The organism is Acinetobacter albensis, from assembly GCF_900095025.1.
In the GTDB taxonomy this organism is placed as follows: Bacteria; Pseudomonadota; Gammaproteobacteria; order Pseudomonadales; family Moraxellaceae; genus Acinetobacter; species Acinetobacter albensis.
In genome coordinates, this window is the sequence record NZ_FMBK01000002.1 from 36308 (window position 1) to 56764 (window position 20457).

20 protein-coding genes are annotated in these 20457 nt (G+C 38.6%); 13 read left to right on the plus strand and 7 right to left on the minus strand.

Translation table 11 applies throughout. From position 1 onward, the window contains the following. Positions 1–61 precede the first annotated feature (61 nt). The 3 genes from glpK to glpD all read left to right on the plus strand — a co-directional run bounded on the left by glpK (position 62) and on the right by glpD (position 4286). A complete protein-coding gene (gene glpK / locus GA0116959_RS01460; protein WP_092717609.1) occupies positions 62–1570 on the plus strand; it encodes a glycerol kinase GlpK in 1509 nt (502 codons plus the stop codon). A gap of 273 nt (positions 1571–1843) precedes the next feature. Further along, positions 1844–2608 (plus strand): DeoR/GlpR family DNA-binding transcription regulator, encoded by a 765-nt coding sequence (locus tag GA0116959_RS01465; RefSeq protein WP_092717612.1) that lies wholly within the window; start codon positions 1844–1846, stop codon positions 2606–2608. 145 nt (positions 2609–2753) lie between these two features. Next, positions 2754–4286 (plus strand): glycerol-3-phosphate dehydrogenase, encoded by a 1533-nt coding sequence (glpD, locus tag GA0116959_RS01470; protein WP_092717614.1) that lies wholly within the window; start codon positions 2754–2756, stop codon positions 4284–4286. Positions 4287–4369: 83 nt separating this feature from the next. On the opposite strand, the gene GA0116959_RS01475 is transcribed toward glpD, so the two are convergent. Beyond that, positions 4370–6202 carry a phosphoenolpyruvate carboxykinase (GTP) gene (locus tag GA0116959_RS01475; RefSeq protein ID WP_092717616.1) on the minus strand — a complete coding sequence of 611 codons (1833 nt, stop codon included), beginning with the start codon at positions 6200–6202 and terminating at the stop codon, positions 4370–4372. Positions 6203–6619: 417 nt separating this feature from the next. Between GA0116959_RS01475 and GA0116959_RS01480 the strand changes: the two genes are divergently transcribed. The 4 genes from GA0116959_RS01480 to groL all read left to right on the plus strand — a co-directional run bounded on the left by GA0116959_RS01480 (position 6620) and on the right by groL (position 10680). Beyond that, on the plus strand, positions 6620–7558 hold the full coding sequence (locus GA0116959_RS01480) for a diacylglycerol/lipid kinase family protein (protein ID WP_092717618.1): 939 nt from the start codon (positions 6620–6622) through the stop codon (positions 7556–7558). After that, positions 7539–8303, plus strand: a complete 765-nt coding sequence (locus GA0116959_RS01485) for a metallophosphoesterase family protein (RefSeq protein ID WP_092717620.1) — start codon at positions 7539–7541, stop codon at positions 8301–8303. Before GA0116959_RS01480 ends, GA0116959_RS01485 begins: the two co-directional genes overlap by 20 nt. Before the next feature lie 377 nt (positions 8304–8680). Next, positions 8681–8971 (plus strand): co-chaperone GroES, encoded by a 291-nt coding sequence (locus GA0116959_RS01490; protein WP_053579860.1) that lies wholly within the window; start codon positions 8681–8683, stop codon positions 8969–8971. 74 nt (positions 8972–9045) lie between these two features. Continuing rightward, entirely contained in the window at positions 9046–10680 is a 1635-nt protein-coding gene (gene groL / locus GA0116959_RS01495; protein WP_053579861.1) for a chaperonin GroEL, read from the plus strand. 66 nt (positions 10681–10746) lie between these two features. Here groL and GA0116959_RS01500 read toward each other — a convergent pair whose 3' ends face one another. Together GA0116959_RS01500 and GA0116959_RS01505 are read right to left on the minus strand one after the other, a co-directional pair. Next, positions 10747–11499 carry a copper resistance protein NlpE N-terminal domain-containing protein gene (locus GA0116959_RS01500; RefSeq protein WP_092717622.1) on the minus strand — a complete coding sequence of 251 codons (753 nt, stop codon included), beginning with the start codon at positions 11497–11499 and terminating at the stop codon, positions 10747–10749. 169 nt (positions 11500–11668) lie between these two features. Then, positions 11669–12160: a copper resistance protein NlpE gene (locus GA0116959_RS01505; RefSeq protein WP_092717624.1), complete on the minus strand. Its 492-nt coding sequence runs from the start codon at positions 12158–12160 to the stop codon at positions 11669–11671. Between the two features lie 283 nt (positions 12161–12443). On the opposite strand from GA0116959_RS01505, the gene GA0116959_RS01510 reads away from it, so the two are divergent. Then, positions 12444–12995 (plus strand): 1-acyl-sn-glycerol-3-phosphate acyltransferase, encoded by a 552-nt coding sequence (locus tag GA0116959_RS01510; RefSeq protein WP_081405786.1) that lies wholly within the window; start codon positions 12444–12446, stop codon positions 12993–12995. A 126-nt stretch (positions 12996–13121) separates the two neighbouring features. Here GA0116959_RS01510 and GA0116959_RS01515 read toward each other — a convergent pair whose 3' ends face one another. Further along, a complete protein-coding gene (locus tag GA0116959_RS01515; RefSeq protein WP_092717627.1) occupies positions 13122–13451 on the minus strand; it encodes a hypothetical protein in 330 nt (109 codons plus the stop codon). Between the two features lie 285 nt (positions 13452–13736). On the opposite strand from GA0116959_RS01515, the gene GA0116959_RS01520 reads away from it, so the two are divergent. Beyond that, a complete protein-coding gene (locus tag GA0116959_RS01520) occupies positions 13737–13928 on the plus strand; it encodes a membrane lipoprotein lipid attachment site-containing protein (RefSeq protein ID WP_092717629.1) in 192 nt (63 codons plus the stop codon). Positions 13929–14018: 90 nt separating this feature from the next. Here the strand turns inward: GA0116959_RS01520 and rsmD are convergent, their stop codons facing one another. Beyond that, on the minus strand, positions 14019–14576 hold the full coding sequence (gene rsmD / locus GA0116959_RS01525) for a 16S rRNA (guanine(966)-N(2))-methyltransferase RsmD (protein WP_092717632.1): 558 nt from the start codon (positions 14574–14576) through the stop codon (positions 14019–14021). A 3-nt stretch (positions 14577–14579) separates the two neighbouring features. Beyond that, on the minus strand, positions 14580–16592 hold the full coding sequence (gene mrdA / locus GA0116959_RS01530) for a penicillin-binding protein 2 (protein ID WP_092717634.1): 2013 nt from the start codon (positions 16590–16592) through the stop codon (positions 14580–14582). A 222-nt stretch (positions 16593–16814) separates the two neighbouring features. Between mrdA and GA0116959_RS01535 the strand changes: the two genes are divergently transcribed. The 4 genes from GA0116959_RS01535 to GA0116959_RS01550 all read left to right on the plus strand — a co-directional run bounded on the left by GA0116959_RS01535 (position 16815) and on the right by GA0116959_RS01550 (position 19746). Next, complete coding sequence (locus GA0116959_RS01535; protein ID WP_053579869.1) at positions 16815–17339, plus strand: hypothetical protein; 525 nt, start codon at positions 16815–16817, stop codon at positions 17337–17339. Positions 17340–17399: 60 nt separating this feature from the next. After that, positions 17400–18716 carry a DUF445 domain-containing protein gene (locus GA0116959_RS01540; protein WP_092717637.1) on the plus strand — a complete coding sequence of 439 codons (1317 nt, stop codon included), beginning with the start codon at positions 17400–17402 and terminating at the stop codon, positions 18714–18716. A gap of 83 nt (positions 18717–18799) precedes the next feature. Beyond that, on the plus strand, positions 18800–19459 hold the full coding sequence (gene adk, locus GA0116959_RS01545) for an adenylate kinase (RefSeq protein WP_053579871.1): 660 nt from the start codon (positions 18800–18802) through the stop codon (positions 19457–19459). A 98-nt stretch (positions 19460–19557) separates the two neighbouring features. Beyond that, positions 19558–19746 carry a hypothetical protein gene (locus GA0116959_RS01550; protein WP_053579872.1) on the plus strand — a complete coding sequence of 63 codons (189 nt, stop codon included), beginning with the start codon at positions 19558–19560 and terminating at the stop codon, positions 19744–19746. On the opposite strand, the gene nth is transcribed toward GA0116959_RS01550, so the two are convergent. Then, on the minus strand, positions 19743–20456 hold the full coding sequence (nth, locus tag GA0116959_RS01555; RefSeq protein ID WP_092717640.1) for an endonuclease III: 714 nt from the start codon (positions 20454–20456) through the stop codon (positions 19743–19745). The genes GA0116959_RS01550 and nth overlap by 4 nt on opposite strands. Position 20457 lies beyond the last annotated feature (1 nt).

The window sequence follows — 20457 nt, forward strand, 5'->3', positions numbered from 1 at the left end:
TATCTTCAAGTACATAAAAATATAAAATGAGTCGAGATGGGTAAGCTGGGATAGGGTCAAAATGTTAAATCTTCAAAAAAAATATATTGTAGCTTTTGATCAAGGGACTACAAGTTCACGTGCAATTGTTTTAGATCATGATGCAAATGTAATTAGCATGGCTCAGCGTGAATTTACGCAAATTTATCCGCAACCTGGCTGGGTCGAGCATGATCCTATGGAAATATGGGCCACACAAAGTGCAGTGTGGGTAGAAGCCTTGGCTCAAGCCAGTATTCAAAGTCATCAAGTGGCTGCTATTGGTATCACCAATCAACGTGAAACGACGGTAATCTGGGACAAAAAAACGGGCAAGCCAATTTACAATGCAATTGTTTGGCAAAGTCGACAAAGTACTGACATTTGTAGCCATTTACAGCGGGATGGCTGGCAAGACTATATTCGTGAAGTCACTGGACTGGTCATTGATCCATATTTTTCGGGAACAAAAATTAAATGGATTCTCGATCATGTGGAAGGCAGTCGTGAGCGTGCGAAAAAAGGCGAGTTGTTATTTGGAACTATTGATACTTGGCTCATTTGGAAATTAACCAATGGGCAAGTACATGTCACAGATTATACCAATGCATCTAGAACCATGCTCTTTGATATTCAAAAATTAGACTGGGATGAAAAGCTGTTAAACCTGTTGGATATTCCACGTGAAATTTTGCCTGAAGTGAGAAGCTCTTCTGAAGTTTATGGTTATACCCAAAGTGTGAGTGGTCAAGAAGTAGGTATTCCTATTGCAGGTATTGCTGGTGATCAACAAGCTGCCTTGTTTGGACAGATGTGTGTGGAAGCTGGGCAAGCCAAAAACACTTATGGGACTGGATGTTTTTTGCTGATGAATACAGGCAAGAAAATTATCCATTCCAAACATGGGCTTTTAACCACGATCGCCTGTGGTGCAAAAGGAGAGGTTAATTATGCGCTTGAAGGAGCTGTTTTTAATGGTGGTTCATGTGTTCAATGGCTACGCGATGAATTAAGAGTGATTAATGATTCACATGATTCTGAATACTATGCCAACAAAGTTAAAGACAGTAATGGGGTATATGTTGTACCTGCCTTTACTGGACTTGGGGCACCTTATTGGGATCCGACTGCGCGGGGAGCTATTTTGGGAATTACCCGTGGTGTCAGCATGGAACATATTATTCGGGCAACATTAGAGTCGATTGCTTATCAAACTCGAGATGTACTGGATGCTATGCAGCAGGACGCCTGTGAAAAACTGAAAACCTTACGTGTAGATGGTGGTGCAACAGGCAATAATTTCTTAATGCAATTTCAGGCTGATATTTTAGGAACATCTGTAGAGCGTTTGGAGATGAAAGAAACAACCGCTTTAGGAGCAGCATTTCTAGCGGGTTTAGCGACTGGTTTTTGGTCAGACTTACAAGAAATTAAAAAGAAAACGGCAATTGAACGCGTTTTTAAACCTCAATACTGTCTAGACACGACTGAAAAAATGTATAAGGGGTGGTTAAAAGCAGTCGGCCGAACAAGAAACTGGGCAGAAGATTAATTTTTATCATCTAATTTAAAGCCTATTGATCTTTTACCTATGTTTAGGATGGTCGTCTTTGTAGTTTTCCAAGACGTATTTATGAAAGTGATACAGTATTTTTATTGCTTAGGTTTGGCTAAGATTTCCCTCTATGAGGTGTGATAAAACTTGATCACAAGGTCAAGATGATCTGGATTCATGTTTTATCTAAGGCATTTTCACCGATAAGCTCTTGTATAGCCAAAATATTAACAGAGCCTCATGTCTTTTTAATCAAATAAGGATAACGCAGTGAGTTTGATGCTTCGTCAACAGCAAACACTCGATTTGGTTCGAGAACGTGGTTATATCAGCATTGATGAGCTTGCACAGCATTTTGATGTCACGCCACAAACGATACGTCGTGATATTAATCAGCTTGCAGATGCTGGACTATTGAAGCGTTACCATGGTGGAGCGGCATCTTCTGATTCAAGTGTAGAAAATACCACTTACATCATGCGTGCTGGTCAACAATCAGAAGAAAAGCATCGAATTGCTGAAGCTGTGGCTGCAGCAGTCCCTGATCATGCATCTTTGTTTATTAATATTGGCACCACGACTGAAGCAATTGCTCATGCACTCTTAAATCATCAAGGCTTAAAAGTCATTACCAATAATTTGAACGTGGCTAAAATCTTGAGTGCCAAAGCAGATTTTGAAGTGCTCATCGCCAGTGGTCAAGTTCGCCCAGATGGGGGGGTGATTGGACAAGCAACAGCGGAATTTTTCAAACAATTTAAAGTTGATTATGCGTTGGTTGGCATCAGTGGAATTGATGAAGACGGAACATTACTAGACTTCGATTTTCAGGAAGTTTGTGTTTCACAACAAATTATTTTGGGTGCTCGGCATGTTTTTCTGGCTGCGGATCATAGTAAATTTGGACGTAATGCCATGAACCGTTTAGGTGTTTTAAGTGAAGTCGATCGACTATTCACAGACTGTATGCCTGAAGCAAAATATAATAAAATCATTCAAGAATCAGGTGTAATATTAAGTATTGCTGAATCGTAAATATTCAATTTCGAATATAATAGAATTTTAATGATCAAAAAAACATTCGTTTTTAATCCAAATTATCGTGTTTCTTATTGTTTTATTTTAAAAATAATGTTTAAATTTTCATAATTGAAAAATAATGAAAATATAGGGGTCTAATATGAACACATCTACGCACGTAAATGAAAAAATTTATGACCTCGCAATTATTGGTGGTGGAATTAATGGGGTGGGCATTGCTGTAGATGCAGCAGGTCGTGGCTTATCGGTTTTTTTATGCGAACAAGATGACTTAGCCAGTCATACTTCATCTGCCAGTAGTAAACTGATTCATGGTGGTTTACGCTATTTGGAACATAAAGAATTTCGTTTGGTGCGTGAAGCGCTTGCTGAGCGTGAAGTTTTATTAGAAAAAGCACCGCATGTGATTCGACCTATGCGTTTTATTATGCCGCATCGTCCACATTTACGTCCTGCATGGTTGATTCGTACAGGTTTATTTTTTTATGACCATTTGGGTAAGCGTAAAAAATTACTGGGGTCAAACAACGTATATTTTAAAGCAGATAGCCCGTTAAATGCAGCGATTACGCAAGGCTTTGAATATTCAGATTGTGCAGTGGATGATGCGCGTTTGGTGGTTTTAAATGCGGTACAAGCACGTGAAAAAGGCGCAAATGTTGTAACGCGTACCCGTTGTATTTCAGCACATCGTGAAAATGAACTGTGGGTAGTCCATTTGGAAAGCAAACAACAGGGCAAATATCAGATTAAAGCCAAAGCTTTGGTCAATGCAGCAGGGCCTTGGGTCGCAAAATTCATCCATGAAGACTTACATTTGAAATCGCCTTATGGTATTCGATTAATTCAAGGCAGTCACATTATTGTGCCTAAACTGTTTGATGGAGATAAAGCCTTTATCATGCAAAATGATGATCGTCGTATCATTTTTGCAATTCCTTATTTAGATAAATTCACCATGATTGGAACAACGGATCGTGAATATTCAGGTGATCCCGCTTTAGTTCAAATTAGTCCTGAGGAGATTGATTATTTGCTCAGTGTAAGTAATGCGCATTTTAAGAAACAGCTCAAGCCTCAAGAGATTATCAGTACTTTTGCAGGCGTGAGACCTTTATGTGATGATGAGTCAGATAACCCTTCTGCCATTACCCGTGACTATACTTTGGCCTTGTCGAAAGTACAAAAGGGAGAAGCACCACTTTTATCTGTATTTGGTGGAAAACTGACAACTTATCGTAAGTTGGCTGAATCTGCACTTCTACAATTAAAACCTTTTTTCCCACACATGCAGGGGAAGTGGACGGCTCATCATTCTTTACCAGGGGGCGAGCAGATGGGAACGGTAGAGGAGTTAGCAGAAAAAATTCAGCAACAGATTACAGATGCACCTGATGCCTTAACAAGTCGTTGGGCGTCTGCTTATGGCTCACGTATTTGGCAGATCGTGGGAGCGATTGATTCTGTAACTGAGTTGGGTCAGAATTTTGGGCATGGTTTATTTGCCAAAGAAGTTGATTATTTGATTGATCAAGAATGGGCTGTACTGAGTGAAGATATTTTAAAGCGTCGCACCAAACTTTATTTGGAATTTGAGCCAGATCAAGTTGAAGGGTTGGATGAGTATTTAGTCGAGAGTCATAAGCGTCGATCGCAAGAAATTGCAGCTTAATACTCAGATCAATCGTTAATCTTAAATCATCTAAAAATAAAAAGGCCGCAAATAAGCGGCCTTTTTATGGTATTCATCAGTAATTAAACAGAAGTTTTAACTGCTTCTAAAAGTTCATTTTGACGAGTTTTAAGTGCAGCAGGCAAGCGTTCACCAAGTTTGCTAAACAATTCAGTGTGGCTTTCCAGTTCTTTAATCCACTGTTCTTTGTCTTGCGCTGTCACAGTATTGAATTGCTCTTTAGAAAAATCGATACCTGACCAGTTCAATTGTTCGTAAGTTGGAACTAAACCAATTGGCGTTTCAACGGCATCAGCACGGCCTTCACAACGATCAATCATCCACTCAAGAACACGCATGTTTTGACCAAAACCAGGCCATACGAAGTTACCTTCAGCATCACGACGGAACCAGTTTACATTGAAAATTTTAGGAAGTTTGTTGCCAGCAGCTTCAGCTTTTGCACCAACTTGTTCACCAAGCTCTAACCAATGGCTAAAATAATCTGCCATGTTATAGCCAGCAAATGGAAGCATCGCAAACGGATCACGACGTACAATACCTTGTTGACCAACAGCAGCAGCAGTCGTTTCAGAACCCATTGTTGCTGCTTTATAAACGCCATCTACCCAGTCAAATGCTTCAGACACTAAAGGTACTGTATCTGCACGACGACCACCGAAAATGAAGGCAGAAATTGGTACACCTGCTGGATTTTCCCAGTCAGCATCAATAGATGGACATTGACCCGCAGCTACTGTGAAGCGCGCATTTGGATGCGCCGCTTTTTCACCCGCTACATGTGGCTGACCTTTCCAGTTGGTTAGGTTAGCTGGTGCTTCTTTGGTCAAACCTTCCCACCATACTTCACCGTTATCAGTTACAGCAACGTTGGTGTAAATGACATCTTTATTTAAAGTTGCCATGCAGTTTGGATTGGTCTTGGTGTTTGTGCCTGGTGCAACACCGAAGAAACCTGCTTCAGGGTTAATCGCGTATAAACGACCATCTTCACCTGGTTTAATCCAAGCAATATCGTCACCGACAGTTTCGATTTTCCAGCCTTCATAGCCTGCTGGTGGAATGAGCATTGCAAAGTTGGTTTTACCACACGCAGAAGGGAATGCAGCTGCGATATAATGTTTTTCACCTTGTGGATTGGTCACGCCAAGGATCAACATATGTTCAGCTAACCAGCCTTGTTGACGACCCATAGCCGATGCAATACGTAAAGCTAGACATTTTTTACCTAATAATGCATTGCCGCCGTAACCTGAACCATAAGACCAGATTTCACGGGTTTCTGGATAATGCACGATATATTTTTCAGGATTGCAAGGCCATGCAACGTCTTTTTGATCAGCTTCAAGCGGAGCGCCCACAGTGTGTACACATGGAATAAACTCGCCATCTGTACCTAAAACATCATAAACAGCTTTACCCATACGAGCCATTTTCGACATGCTGACAGCCACATAAGGAGAGTCAGTCAATTCGATACCAATGTGGGCAATATGTGAACCTAAAGGACCCATAGAGAAAGGCACAACGTATAAAGTACGTCCTTTCATTGAACCTTCAAATAAACCATTTAAGCGAGTACGCATTTCAGCTGGTGCTTCCCAGTTGTTGGTTGCGCCTGCGTCTTCTTGGTTTTCAGAACAAATATAAGTACGACCTTCAACACGAGCAACATCAGAAGGATCAGAATTGGCTAAGTAAGAACCAGGGTGCTTGTCTTGGTTAAGCGCTTGCATGGTGCCGTTAGCGATCATCAAGTCGATATAACGTTGATATTCTTCTGCGCTACCGTCACACCATTCAATCTTTGCTGGTTTCGTTAATTTTGCAATTTCTTCAACCCAGGCAATAAGCTTAGGGTGACGAACGAATTCTGGTGCGTTCACTTGGGTCATGGTGAGGCCTATCTCAAATGTGTACAGTTGTATGTACAAATAATCATCTAAATGATGGGATACACCATTCAGATTTTATGTATGAAAAAAAGTGGCTGTATTAAAGCATAAAATCATGAAAAAAATAAGACTAAAGCGGTATTATCAATTGAAGGTGATTTTTTATTTAATCTGAATTTAATTTATATTTAACAATTATTTATGGGTTTTTGTCTCGCTTATTTTGTATATTTATTATTTTAATGAGTAATATTTATTTTGGTTATGTTTTTTTAAAACAAGTATTTAGATTAAATTTTTTTATGAGAATTATTATTGATTAAATGAATCAATATTATTCGAATTTTACATAACAATGCTTTTAATTGTTGATAAATTGGACAAAATTAGAGCAACTACTTGAAATAGGTTTAAAACATGTCCGCTCCCTTTAAACCCTTATCGCTACTTTATAATCAAAAGTCCGGCTTTCATGCAACCAATAAGGATGAGGTTTACGAGCAACTTATCACGTGTTTAACCGAATATGGCTATGAAATTCAAGCCTATGAAATTGGTGAAGCGAGTGATTTTGATGATTTAATGAAAAAAATTATTGCACGTCATCAGCAAGATGAAAATTTAGGGGTGGTGGTTGCAGCTGGAGGTGATGGTACTTTAAATGCTGTGGCGGCCAAACTCATGGGAACCAATATTCCGATGGGTATTTTGCCACTTGGTACATTTAATTATGTGGCGCGCTTATTAAATATTCCTTTGGATGTGTTAAAAGCGGCAGAGGTCATTGCAACAGGGCATGCACACGCGGTGCATATCGCCCAAATTAATCAACATATTTATTTAAATAATGCCAGTTTGGGTTTATACCCTTTATTTATTCAAAAACGTGAACTTTATAATCAGCATTTTGGTCGCTTTCCTTTAAATGCTTATACTTCTGCTTTGGATGTGCTGATTCGTGATCGTAAAGAATTAAAGTTGGAAGTTGATATCGATGGCAAGAAATACCCCGTAAAAACGCCACTGATTTTTTTTGGCAATAATCAATTGCAACTTGCAGATATGAATTTACGGATTGCTGAATGTGCTGAAAAAGGCATGGTGGCAGGAGTGGTTGTGGCTAAAAGTGATAAGCGCACATTATTTAAAACGTTATGGCAATTGATCAAAGGGAATTTAGAGCAGGCGTCGGATGTTTATAGTTTTTCTGCTGATACGGTTACCATCCATTCAAAACGAAAAAAATTGACGGTTGCACTGGATGGTGAAATTGTTGAAATGAAACCCCCTCTGAACATTTCTGTTCGCAAAAATGCTTTAAAAATTATGGTGCCTAATGATTTTACATTTGTCTGACTTGCATTTTGGTACAGAAAAGTCGGATTGTATGGCGGCTATTCGTAAGTTTTGCTTGGAACATCAACCCGAGGCAGTCGTAGTGAGCGGTGATTTGACGCAACGCGCACGTTATAAGCAGTTTTATGATTGTAGACAATTTTTGGAAAGCTTAAATCTACCGTATTTGGTGGTTCCAGGGAATCACGATATTCCTTTGTATCATATTTGGAATCGTATTTTTAGCCCATTTATGCGTTATGAAATGTTTTTTGGCAGAATGGAAAAAACATTAGAAACAGCAAATTTTTATCTGATTGGGGTGAATAGTATTCGACGTCGTTACCACACTCGGGGTCACATTTCTTTAAAGCAAATTCAGCAGATTGATCAATTATTAAAACAAGCACCTTCCGATAAAATAAAGCTGATCGTTGCTCATCAACCTTTTTATACGCCACCCGATGATCCGCATGGGGTGAAAGATTGTCCGATGCTTGGGCGTATGGCTTTAAGCTCTTGGAGTAAAAATGGTTTAAATGGATTGTTACATGGACATCTACATCAATCTGCAGTCTATGACCTCAATCAAATTTATAATTTAGGCGCCAATCATCGTGTAATGGATATTCATGCAGGGACGGCAACATCCTATCGGTTGCATCATGGCTTGCCGAATAGTTTGAATGTCATTTACTCCAATGCGGAAGTACAGCATTTTTATTTTGATCCACAACAACAAGAGTTTGTGATTAAAAAATATTGAAAAAACGATGTCTATCAATCAAGCATTTCTCCCTATTCATCCTTTAACATAAAGCGTTTTTTATTATCATGCTCAATGTGTAAGCCCAATTATATTGATCAATTCACTCTGATTAAAGTTGATGTGTGAGAGCGCATACATAGGCTTTTGCGGAGGAAGGAAAGCATTAAAAAACACTGAATAAAGGATTTAATTTAAAAATAGTCGGAATTGATTAAAAAAAGTACAAAAATATAAATATTTTTTCATTTTACCCTTGAAGCGTTTTTTTCCATCCCCACAAAAGTGTCATCGAAATTATTTTGATGATGATCGAATGGAATACAAGACCTCATCATCATTTCACTATAAAAGACTTAAGTCTGATGGAGTTTCAAATGAGCAATATTCGTCCATTGCATGATCGCGTAGTTATTCGTCGTGTTGAAGAAGAAACTAAAACTGCGGGTGGTATTTTACTTCCAGGTTCTGCTGCTGAAAAACCAGCTCAAGGTGAAGTTATTGCAGTTGGTAATGGTCAAATTACAGATAATGGCGTTCGCGCATTAGACGTAAAAGTTGGTGACAAAGTATTGTTTGGTACTTATGCAGGCACAACAGTAAAAGTACAAGGTGAAGAATTATTGATTATGAAAGAGTCTGATATTTTAGCTGTTCTTGAAGGTTAATCCTTAACTCAGCAAAAATCAGATAAGTTTCATTGAATCAGATTGTTAAAAATTAAAAATATTTGGAGTAAGTTATGTCAGCTAAAGACGTAAAATTTGGTGATTCAGCGCGTAGTAAAATGATTGCAGGCGTAAACGTACTTGCAGACGCGGTAAAAGTGACTTTAGGCCCTAAAGGTCGTAACGTTGTAATTGATCGTTCTTTTGGTGCACCGCATATCACTAAAGATGGCGTAACAGTTGCCAAAGAAATTACACTTGCAGACAAATTTGAAAATATGGGCGCGCAATTGGTTCGTGAAGTTTCTTCAAAAACCAATGACATTGCTGGTGATGGTACAACAACTGCAACTGTCCTTGCTCAAGCCATTTTAAATGAAGGTATCAAATCAGTAACTGCGGGTATGAACCCAATGGATTTGAAACGTGGTATTGATTTGGCTGTTCGTGCCGTTGTTGAAAATATTAAAGCAACTGCTAAACCTGCTTCAGATACCAAAGCGATTGAACAAGTGGGTTCAATTTCTGCTAACTCAGATACCACTGTAGGTAAATTGATTGCAGAAGCTATGGAACGTGTAGGTAAAGAAGGTGTAATTACGGTTGAAGAAGGTTCAGGCTTTGAAGATTCTTTAGACGTAGTTGAAGGTATGCAGTTTGACCGTGGTTATATCAGCCCGTACTTTGCCAACAAACAAGACACTTTAACAGCTGAACTTGAAAATCCGTTTATCCTGCTTGTTGATAAAAAAATTAGCAACATTCGTGAATTGATTACAGTTCTTGAAGCTGTAGCAAAAACGGGTAAACCGCTTCTCATTATTTCAGAAGATGTTGAAGGCGAAGCGTTGGCTACTCTTGTTGTAAACAACATGCGCGGTATTATCAAAGTATGTGCAGTAAAAGCACCTGGTTTTGGTGACCGTCGTAAAGCAATGCTTCAAGATATCGCGATTTTGACCGGCGGTACTGTTATCTCTGAAGAGATTGGCATGTCACTTGAACAAGCAACTTTAGAACATTTGGGTACAGCGCATAAAGTGACTGTGTCTAAAGAAAATACAGTGCTTGTAGACGGCGCAGGTAACGCTGCTCAAATCTCTGATCGTGTTCAACAGATTCGTGCACAAATTGAAGAGTCTTCTTCAGAATATGATAAAGAAAAACTTCAAGAACGTGTGGCTAAATTGGCAGGCGGTGTTGCCGTTATTAAAATTGGTGCTGCAACTGAAGTTGAAATGAAAGAGAAAAAAGACCGTGTAGATGATGCTCTTCATGCAACACGTGCTGCGGTTGAAGAAGGTGTAGTTGCTGGTGGTGGTGTTGCGCTAGTACGTGCAGCTAAAGCACTTGATGGTCTAGTTGGCATTAATGATGACCAAAATGCGGGTATCAATATTTTACGTCGTGCAATTGAAGCGCCACTACGTCAAATCGTAGCCAATGCAGGCGATGAGCCTTCAGTGGTTATTAATGCTGTTAAAAATGGCGAAGGTAACTTCGGTTATAATGCAGCTACTGGCGAATATGGTGACATGCTTGAGATGGGTATTTTAGATCCAGCTAAAGTAACACGTTCTGCGCTTGAACATGCTGCATCGGTTGCTGCATTAATGTTGACGACGGAATGTATGATTACAGATATTCCAGAAGACAAAGCTGCAATGCCTGATATGGGCGGTATGGGTGGAATGGGCGGTATGATGTAATTCATACGCGTCACTAGATTGATAAAAACCCCTGCTTTAAGCAGGGGTTTTATTTTTAACGTTAAATCATTTAATATTAATATAAGCAGGTGAACTGGTTTCAGGATAAAAAAATGAGATGAGTTGATAATCAGCTGTCTTGGGCTGAATAGAGATAAGTGGGTCATTTTCAAAATTTGCAATATATTCATTGTATTTATGATCTACCAATATAATATCCTTGGCTTTTAATTTGATGACATTATCTGAATGATTATCTATTTCAAAAAAATAACTTAATTTTATATAGTTGACTGAATCTAACAATAATTTTTCTGACTTATATAAATTTGCCTGTATATCCACATATTTAAGTGCATTATTGACTTCAATATTCTCTACTTTTGTAAGTTGATATTGATCAGCAGAATCTAATGATTTCTTGTGATTATCAAGAGGTTCTATGGCATCAGGGCGTAAATAAAAATAATAGATCTTTTGTGTTTCAGCTTCAGTTAATTGTACTATTTTGGCGTTTTCAGAGTCAAAACTTAGCGTACCCATAGATGTTTTATGGCTGTTTTTTTGCTTTAAGAAACTCACTTCTTTAAGGGTGTAAGTCATATCAGAGTAAAGTTGCAATGACATCCACCTTTTTTCACACTTATCACAAGGAATAAATGCTTGATACTGCGCGGCCCATTCAGGAGTTTGAATCTGTGTTTCTAAATGTTCAGGATGATCTTTATTGTTTTTTTGTAGATTGGATGTCGTAGATTTATCGCAACTATTTAACAGCAGGAGAGAAAGAAAACCCAGTGTAATCTTTATTTTTTGCATAATCACCTTATTCAATTGACGCTGTTTTTTCTAAACATAATCGGGAATCGCCACATTCGCTACTATAAAGTGATTAAATGAGGGTTTATTTGTAGCAAATCATAACGGTTCTATCGAAAAAAAAGCCTTATTACAGGCTTTTCTTAAACTCGAAAGAATGATTTAAAAATTATGGCATTTGTTTTTGCAATTTGTAGTTTAATTTTGAATTGCTTGCTTCACCTGTATCCCGATCACGTGCTTCAGCAAAATTTTCACCAATGAAAAATTTACGATTTTCACCCGCTTTGTCTAGACTAATCATAGAGGGATGATTGGCGTCAAAACTAAAAGTCCCTTTGACCTTAAATTCATTCCCAGTCCCTTTACCTAAATATTCTTCAGTTAATTCGTAGGTTTTGTCTGTTTTTAATTCAAGTTCTGTCTCGATGCCCTCGCAATCGGCGCAAGGGAATACACCTTTGTACTCGCCAGCCCAGTCAAGTGAATGTTCTGCTTGGTCACCTGTAGGAGTGATTTGTGAATGAGCTGTTGTATTCTCACTAACTTGAGTAGCCGTCTGTTCAGGTGCTTGATTTATGTTCTGCGTATCCGTATTGGGTTTGCTACAAGCGGTCAATGCCAGAATGCTAAAAGAAACCAGCAACATTATTTTTTTCATCAGTATATTCCTTATTTATTTCAATACTGTTTGCAAATTAAAGGCTACCGAAAAAAGTAAATTCATTAAATAGAGCTTATGTTTGTACTTTGTATTGCATGTGCTCATTCTTACTTATTTTAGAGAGATATAAAGTGCTGCCTGACTATCTCTCATCATCAAGTAAAGGGTGAAAAATCTAGATTAGTTTGCATTTTTAAAAGATATTGCTAATATCTGCGCTGTTTATTTAAGCGTGGTATTTTTTGTGTTCGAAAAGCTGGCTGAACAAAGTTTAAATTTAATGGGGTGGGAGCTTGATAATCATTGGCCACTTGATTTAGACCAATGTGTCATGATTGCAGCACCGCATACCAGTAATTGGGATGCATTGTATGCACGTCTAGCACTAAAGGCATTAGGGGTGCATGTGCGTTTAACCATTAAAGACAGTTATATGAAGTTACCATTTGGTCCATTTGTTCGCGCAATGGGTGGGATAGGGATCAATCGGACACCTAAAAATGAAGGAGAAGCACGTCCTAGTATGGTCGAGCTGATGGCTGATTTATTTAAACAGCATCCAAAGTTAGTCATGTTGGTCACCCCTGAAGCGACACGCGCAAAACAAGAACAATGGAAAACTGGATTTTATCATGTGGCAATAACTGCAGGTGTTCCGATTGCTTTAGCCTATATGGACTATCAGAAAAAGAAAACCGGAGTAGGAAAAATTGTTTATCCTACTGGGAATTATGAGAAAGACATGGCTGAAATTATGTCTTTTTATGACCAAATTCATGCTAAATTTCCTGAAAATTTCAGTGTGGATATCCGTTATCACTCTAAAAATTAAGATCTTTAATTAAGATCTTAAGCGAAAAATAGACAGGGATTTATTCCTGTCTTCTACTTAGGTCATACTAAAAAAATGTCACGATGTAGTTTTTTATCAAAATTCATAGCACTTCAAAACTAAACTTTATTCTTCAAGTGTAGGTTCAATCCCGCCCAAATTTTCACATGCAGCCTGATAGACTATATATTGTTGTTCAATCACTTCAGTTAAAGGGAGATCGAATAGCTCATTTCCATCTTTATAGCTTTGTACATAAGATTCAGCTTTTTGACGACTTAGCGCTAAGGATTGTTCATAGTAAGCAGTAATTGAAGTATGAGTCATTTGTGCACTTTCAATTTTATTGCACTGAAAATGTGAAAGCATTTTTTCTGCATGCTTGATTTCATTGAAATGGGTTAAGCTACACGCACTCAGAAAAATAATACTGACAAGCAATATAAAGACTTTCATGTTTAAGCGGACGTCAAAAAAGGTGCGTTATTGTATAAAAAATTTTCTATTAAAAAAGCATATAAAAATTGAATCGCTGTTTTTTGAATCGCTTTTTGATTAAATAGATAAAAATTAGGTTGAATTGCAATTTCACTTTAATAAATTTATCTCCATTGTTTATTCATGCGAGCATGAATAAACAATGGAGATAAATCTACTACAGGGAAACATATTCTCCTTTTGCTCTACATGAAGTTATTCAATACTGCTTAAACTTAGATTGGTTTAAAAGGAAGGACTCTCATGAAAAAAATGTTTTTATTGGCGATCTTTGCGGTTTCATTAACAGGCTGTATTGTTGCACCTTATGATGATCATCCGCGTCATTCAGATCGCAATGGGCATAATGATCGAAAACATGGTGATCGTGACTGGAACAAACAGCATCGTCCGCACTGGGATAATCGCTCAAACGCTTCTCATCGTTATGATTAATAGTGAACAGCCTTTGTTTAAGGATAAAACACAAATGAATAAAAAAAGGATTCTTAAAGAGAATCCTTTTTTAATGGTTGAGAGGTTTAGTTAAGTCGCATTCTTTTGATAAAGTCCTGCCCGCACTGTGCCTGCTTTGGTTGTTTTTATCTGTTGCCACGAAGTAGGCAATTTAATTTGGTTTAAATCTCGGTCTGCTTCAATATAAATAAAGCCTTTAGATGCGATAGAAGGGTCAACCAGTACAGCCAATTCTTCCCATAAATTTAGACTATAAGGCGGGTCTAAAAAAACCACATCAAAGTGTTCTTTCAGTGTGGGTAAAACCTGTTGTGCCGTCGCAATTTTTAGTTTTGCATGCTGACTGGTCACTTTTAATAATTGTAAATTATTGGTTAAAAATTCAGCTTGAATACGATTCGGCTCAATCATCACCACTTGTGCTGCACCGCGAGAAAGAGCTTCAAAACTTAACGCGCCTGAACCTGTACAGAGGTCTAGAACCTTGGAATTTTGAATATCCCACATCAACCAGTTAAATAAAGTTTCACGCACACGATCGGGTGTAGGGCGTAAACCGTCAACAGTTGCGAAGGCAAGTTGTCGGCGTTTCCATTCACCACCAATAATACGAAGTTGATTTTTCATAGATTATTCACTTTCTGCCGATTCTGGGCGGCCTGGGGTGGGAGTGGCTTGTGAAGCAGCTTGAGTTGTAGTCTGTGCTGTAGCAGCATCGATATTGGGAAGAGTTGTGCTCGGTAATTCACCCGGTTTTATGCCTGCTGTCATTAAACCGCCACTGACTTGATGTGCTGCTGGCCTAATCGGATTTTTCTTACGTGTTAACATCCAATAGTCCAAAATAGGGCGTGCCAGTTTTGCAGCGGAGCCACCGTGACGACCATTTTCCCAGACGACTGCGATAGCAATATCTGGATTTTCAGCAGGTGCAAAACCTACAAAGAGTCCGTGGTCAAGTTGACGTTCGGTTAAGATAGATTCGTTATAACGCTTACCTTGCGCAATACTTTTAACTTGCGCTGTGCCTGTTTTACCTGCAATTTGATACATATTCGTGCGAATGCCACGACCTGTACCTGTTTGGATGACATCAACCATCGCATCACGCATTTTGATCCAGTCTTCAGGTTGACCATTAAATTGAATTTTCCCGTCGGAACCATTCAGCATGGTAAAAACTTTTGAACCGTGTGTCTCGCGTAATACGTGCGGTGTAATGTGTGCACCTTGATTTGCAGTAATTGCAGTGGCCATGGCAAGTTGTAAAGGCGTAGCGGTAAAAGCACCTTGACCAATACTCACTGAAATGGTTTCACCTTTAAGCCATTTGCTATTGCGCGTGCGCATTTTCCATTCAGGATTTGGATATAAACCCGTATTTTCACTCGGTAAATCAACGCCTGTTTTTTCTCCAAAACCGAATTGACGCATCCACGTGTTCATTTTTTCGATACCCATACGGTACGACAATACATAAAAATATGTATCACAAGATACATTTTGCGCTTTATGCATATTGACCACGCCATGCCCTGATTTTTTATGGTCACGGAAGCGGTGGCTATCACCAGGTAAGGTAAAATATCCAGGATCAGAAATCGCGGTATTCCAATCGACATAGCCATAGTGAATTCCCCCTAAACCAAACATTGGCTTAATGGTTGAACCTGGAGGATAGGCACCTTGAACTGCGCGGTTATAAAGTGGTTGATCGAGATTATCACGCAAGGCACTGTAGTCCGTATGGCTAATCCCAGTTACAAAAAGATTGGGGTTAAAACTTGGGCTTGACACTAAAGCTAAAATTTCACCAGTTTTAGGGTTCAGCGCGACAATTGCGCCACGTCGGCCTGCAAGTTGTTCAGTTGCGACCACTTGTAAACCATAATCAATAGATAAATATAAGTCATTACCACGGACAGGGTCTTTGCGTCCTAAATGACGGAGTACATTCCCATGAGCATCTGCTTCAACTGATTCATTGCCAGGGATGCCATGCAGTAAATGTTCGTAAGAGTTTTCAACACCAATTTTTCCAATTAAGTTGGTGCCAGCATATAAATCTTTATCAATTGATTTTAATTCTTTGTCATTAATTCGTCCGACATAGCCAATCACATGGGCAAATAATTCTCCATGTGGATAATATCGAGTCATCTGAGTATCAATATTAACCCCAGGAAAACGATGCTTAACCTCACTAAATTGGGCAATATCAGTTTCTGTCAAATTTAGTTTGATTGAAACCCGTTCGGTTTTCTTTGCTGTTTTAATACGACTTTTAAAACGGTCAATATCTTCTTGGGTCAAACTGAGAAGTGGGGTGAGGCGTTCAAGCGTGTCATCAATATCATCTACATCTGCACGGCTCATTGTTGCCGAAAAAACAGGATAATTATCGGCCAGTAAAATACCATTACGGTCGTAAATATAGCCTCGTGCAGGGGCTAATGGTTGCAGACGAATTCGGTTTTGATCAGATGCAGTTGAAAACTCATCATAATGCATGAGTTGTAAATAGGCATATCGCACAATCAGCAAGATAAGAAAGAAAATTACAATCCCAACTGAAATAAAAATCCGATTACGATAAATGCGCTTCTCTTGTTGAGCATTTTTTAAAGGAAAGTGCTGTTTCATACGCGATCGACTTAGATACAGGAGAAGGAAAATGGATAAACTATTCTAATGGATATCCGCTGCTTTGAATATTTGTTCAAGTAAACAAATGAGCATAGCGTACGCTGATGTTGACCATACAGACACTAAAATTGTAGCCTGCAGTATATAAGAATTCTAATAATTCTGCTAAAGTCAAAATTGAAAATAAGGGATTGTATTAAAATAAAATTAGGGAAAATGATGAAAAAAATTTATTCTTTGTTGGCTTTTTTTATGCTAACAACTACAGCACATGCACAAGATGTTTCAAATCCATATTTACCAGAGGCTAAGCTGACTGCGGAAAGTGCTTCAGAATGGAATGTAGGTGTGGGATTTACCCAAAAAATGCTTCATTTAAATCTGGAATGGGTTAACCCTTATGGCATAGCCTATACCAAGGGTGGGGTATTTATGGATGATGATTACACACCAGGTGTTCAGGTGGGTTTTCGTTATCCTTACCATCTGACAGGGAAAGATAAAAATGGGTACTACATTGGTGTTTATGCTGGACATGTAGAAACGAAAAAAGTGGATAATGAAGATAAAGTACGTTTAGGCGGTGGTGTAGATTTATCCTATGTTTTACTAAATTCAGAAAGAATTAGCACTTTTAGTGTGGGGATTGGAGCAGGCGAAGAGTTAACTGAAAAATCAGGTTATGTCGTTGCTGAAACTGAACCAAGACTACAATTTTCATATACTCTCAGTATCGGTTTATAGTAAGAATAGTTTTTTATAATTTAATACTTTGTTATTACAAATTTAATATGGATTTCATGCATGTTTGAGTACGTCAACGAATTGTGGCAAACCTTCTTGAATCGCCCTGATTTCTGGGCAGTACTTAGCATTATTCCAGTCACTGCTTTTGTTACTTGGGCGCATGTCTGGATGGCGCTTAAGATGGTATTTTATCCACTTAATTTTTGGGGATTCCATTTAGGCCCTTTACCTGTAGGCTGGCAGGGTATTGTGCCACGTAAAGCAGGTCGTATTTCTGGCATCATTACTGACAATACTTTATCTAAGTTGGGTTCATTGCGTGAATTTTTAGATGCAATGGATCCTGAAGATATGGCAGGCATTATCGGTGAGCAAGTCGGTTTCGAACTTGAACATCTCATTGATGAAATGATGCTTGAACGTAATGCAGTACTTTGGGAAAACTTACCTTATTCGATTAAACGTCGTATTTATGCACAAGCGCACAAGCAGCTTCCTGGCATATTGAGAGAATTGGTGACTGAACTGACCATGAACGTTGAGTCACTGGTGGATATGCGTGAAATGGTGGTTCGTCAAATGGAAGGCGATCGTCGTTTAATGGTGAATATGTTCCTGAAAGTGGGACAAAAAGAAATTAATTTCATTTGGCATATTAGTGCATTAATTGGTATGTTCTTTGGTATTTTCCAAATGATTGTTTGGTTTGTCGTGCCATGGCATTGGACGGTTCCATTTTGGGCTGCCATTTGGGGTTTTCTAACAAACTGGATTGCAATCTGGATGGTGTTCAATCCACTTGAACCTCATTATGTGCGTTATCCACAGTTTTTTGAACGTACTCAAGATCGTAAATTTCCGTGGATTAAACCTGTTATTCCTCGTATCGGAACATACAATATTCAAGGTGCATTTATGAAGCGCCAAGATGAAGTATCTGATGTATTTGCTCGAGTAGTCACAGAAGATTTAATTACCTTAAAATCGATTATGACCGAAATGATGTATGGCGGGAAAAAGAATAAAACACGTCGTATTGTAAAACGTCATATTAATCAAATTATGGAAACTCCTTTGGTGAGAACCTCTTTACAGCTCTCGTTGGGGCCTAAAGAATACGCAAAACTGAAGACTGACTTGATTGATCGTTCGATTGAAATTACGATGGTGCCTGTATGCGATCCCGCATTTAATGCGAGCCGTGCACAAAAAATTTATCAAATGTTTAAAGAGCGTATTTTAGAGTTGACGCCAAGAGAGTTTCAAAATTTATTGCGTCCTGCTTTTCAGGAAGATGAATGGATTTTAATCGTCTTGGGTGGCGTAACTGGATTTATAGCGGGTACAATACATTTGTTTGTGGCTTTTTTATAATTAGATGCTGGCGTGCATGGCGAATAGATCAATTCGGCATGAACAAAGTATCATGTACATTGTTAAAATGAGGATGTTTTTTTATGCGCATTATATTACTCGGACCACCTGGGGCAGGTAAAGGTACACAGGCTCAGTTGATCTGTAAGCGCTACAATGTCCCACAAATTTCAACCGGTGATATGCTCCGTGCTGCAATTCGTGAAGGTACTGAATTAGGTCTCCAAGCTAAAAGCGTGATGGATAATGGTGGTCTTGTATCTGATGAACTCATCATCGGTCTTGTGAAAGAACGTATTGCTCAACCTGATTGTGTAAACGGTTGTATTTTTGATGGTTTCCCACGTACGATTCCACAAGCAGAAGCTTTGGAAAGTGAAGGCATTGTCATTGATCATGTGATTGAGATTGATGTACCTGATGAAGAAATCGTACAACGTCTTTCAGGTCGCCGTCAGCATCCTGCATCAGGTCGTATTTATCATCTTGTTTACAATCCACCAAAAGTAGAAGGTAAAGATGATGAAACGGGTGAAGACTTGGTTCAACGTCCAGATGATTTGGAAGTCACTATTCGTAAGCGTTTAGGTTCATATCATACTGAAACTGAACAATTGGTTGGTTTTTATCAAGGACGCGCAGCCTCTGGTGAAAATGCACCGACCTATGACAAGCTGAATGGTCTTCGTCCAATTGATGAAGTTCAAACAGAGTTGTTTGCAATTTTAGATCAAAGCAAATAATTCTTAGGCCCTCTAGGGCAATGAATGTTTTGACATTAAAAGAGTCCTCCGTCATATTAGGGCTCTTTTAATTTATCTACGATTTAAAGGATAATACTTTGCTGAAAATTGGCTTAATTGTAATGGTCGTTGTGTTTATTATTATTATTTTGGCATTAATTGTTCAAAGTTTTAAGTACTTACGTCAAGTTCAGCAACAAGAAGCCGCAGAAAAGAAAAATAGTCAACCTGAACGACAATTGCATCCTAAATTGCAGCAACCTCAGAAAGAGAAAGACAAAATTTAACTTTTATCTTCAAGGGTTTTTGTAGTAACAAATTTGGAAGCACCAAATTCAAAACGATCTGGCCACTGACATACATCCGAGACCACGCATTCATTACATTTGGGTTTTCGTGCGATACAGCAATAACGACCGTGTAAAATTAACCAATGATGTGAGTCGAGGATAAATTCTTTAGGGATCACTTTCACCAGTCGTTGTTCTACCTCTAATACATTTTTTCCTACGGCAAGGCCTGTCCGATTGCCTACACGAAAAATATGCGTATCGACGGCCATAGTCGGCTGACCAAATGCGGTATTCAGTACGACATTTGCTGTTTTGCGTCCTACACCAGGTAAAGCTTCTAAATCTGCACGATTGTCAGGCACAATGCTGTTGTGCTTTTCGATTAAAATTTTGCAGGCTTTAATGACGTTTTCAGCTTTTGCATTATATAAACCAATCGTCTTGATATATTGTTTTAAACCATCAACGCCTAATGCAAAAATAGTTTCGGGTGTATTGGCCACAGGAAAGAGTTTGTCGGTGGCTTTATTGACACTGACATCCGTGGCTTGTGCAGACAGTGTAACTGCAACCAAAAGTTCAAATGGATTGGAATAATTTAATTCAGTTTTAGGGTGCGGTCTTTGTTCACGCAAACGCTCAAAAAAGATTTGTATTTGCTTTTTTGTCATATTTTTTACAGGTTTTACGCTTGTGGTTAGCATG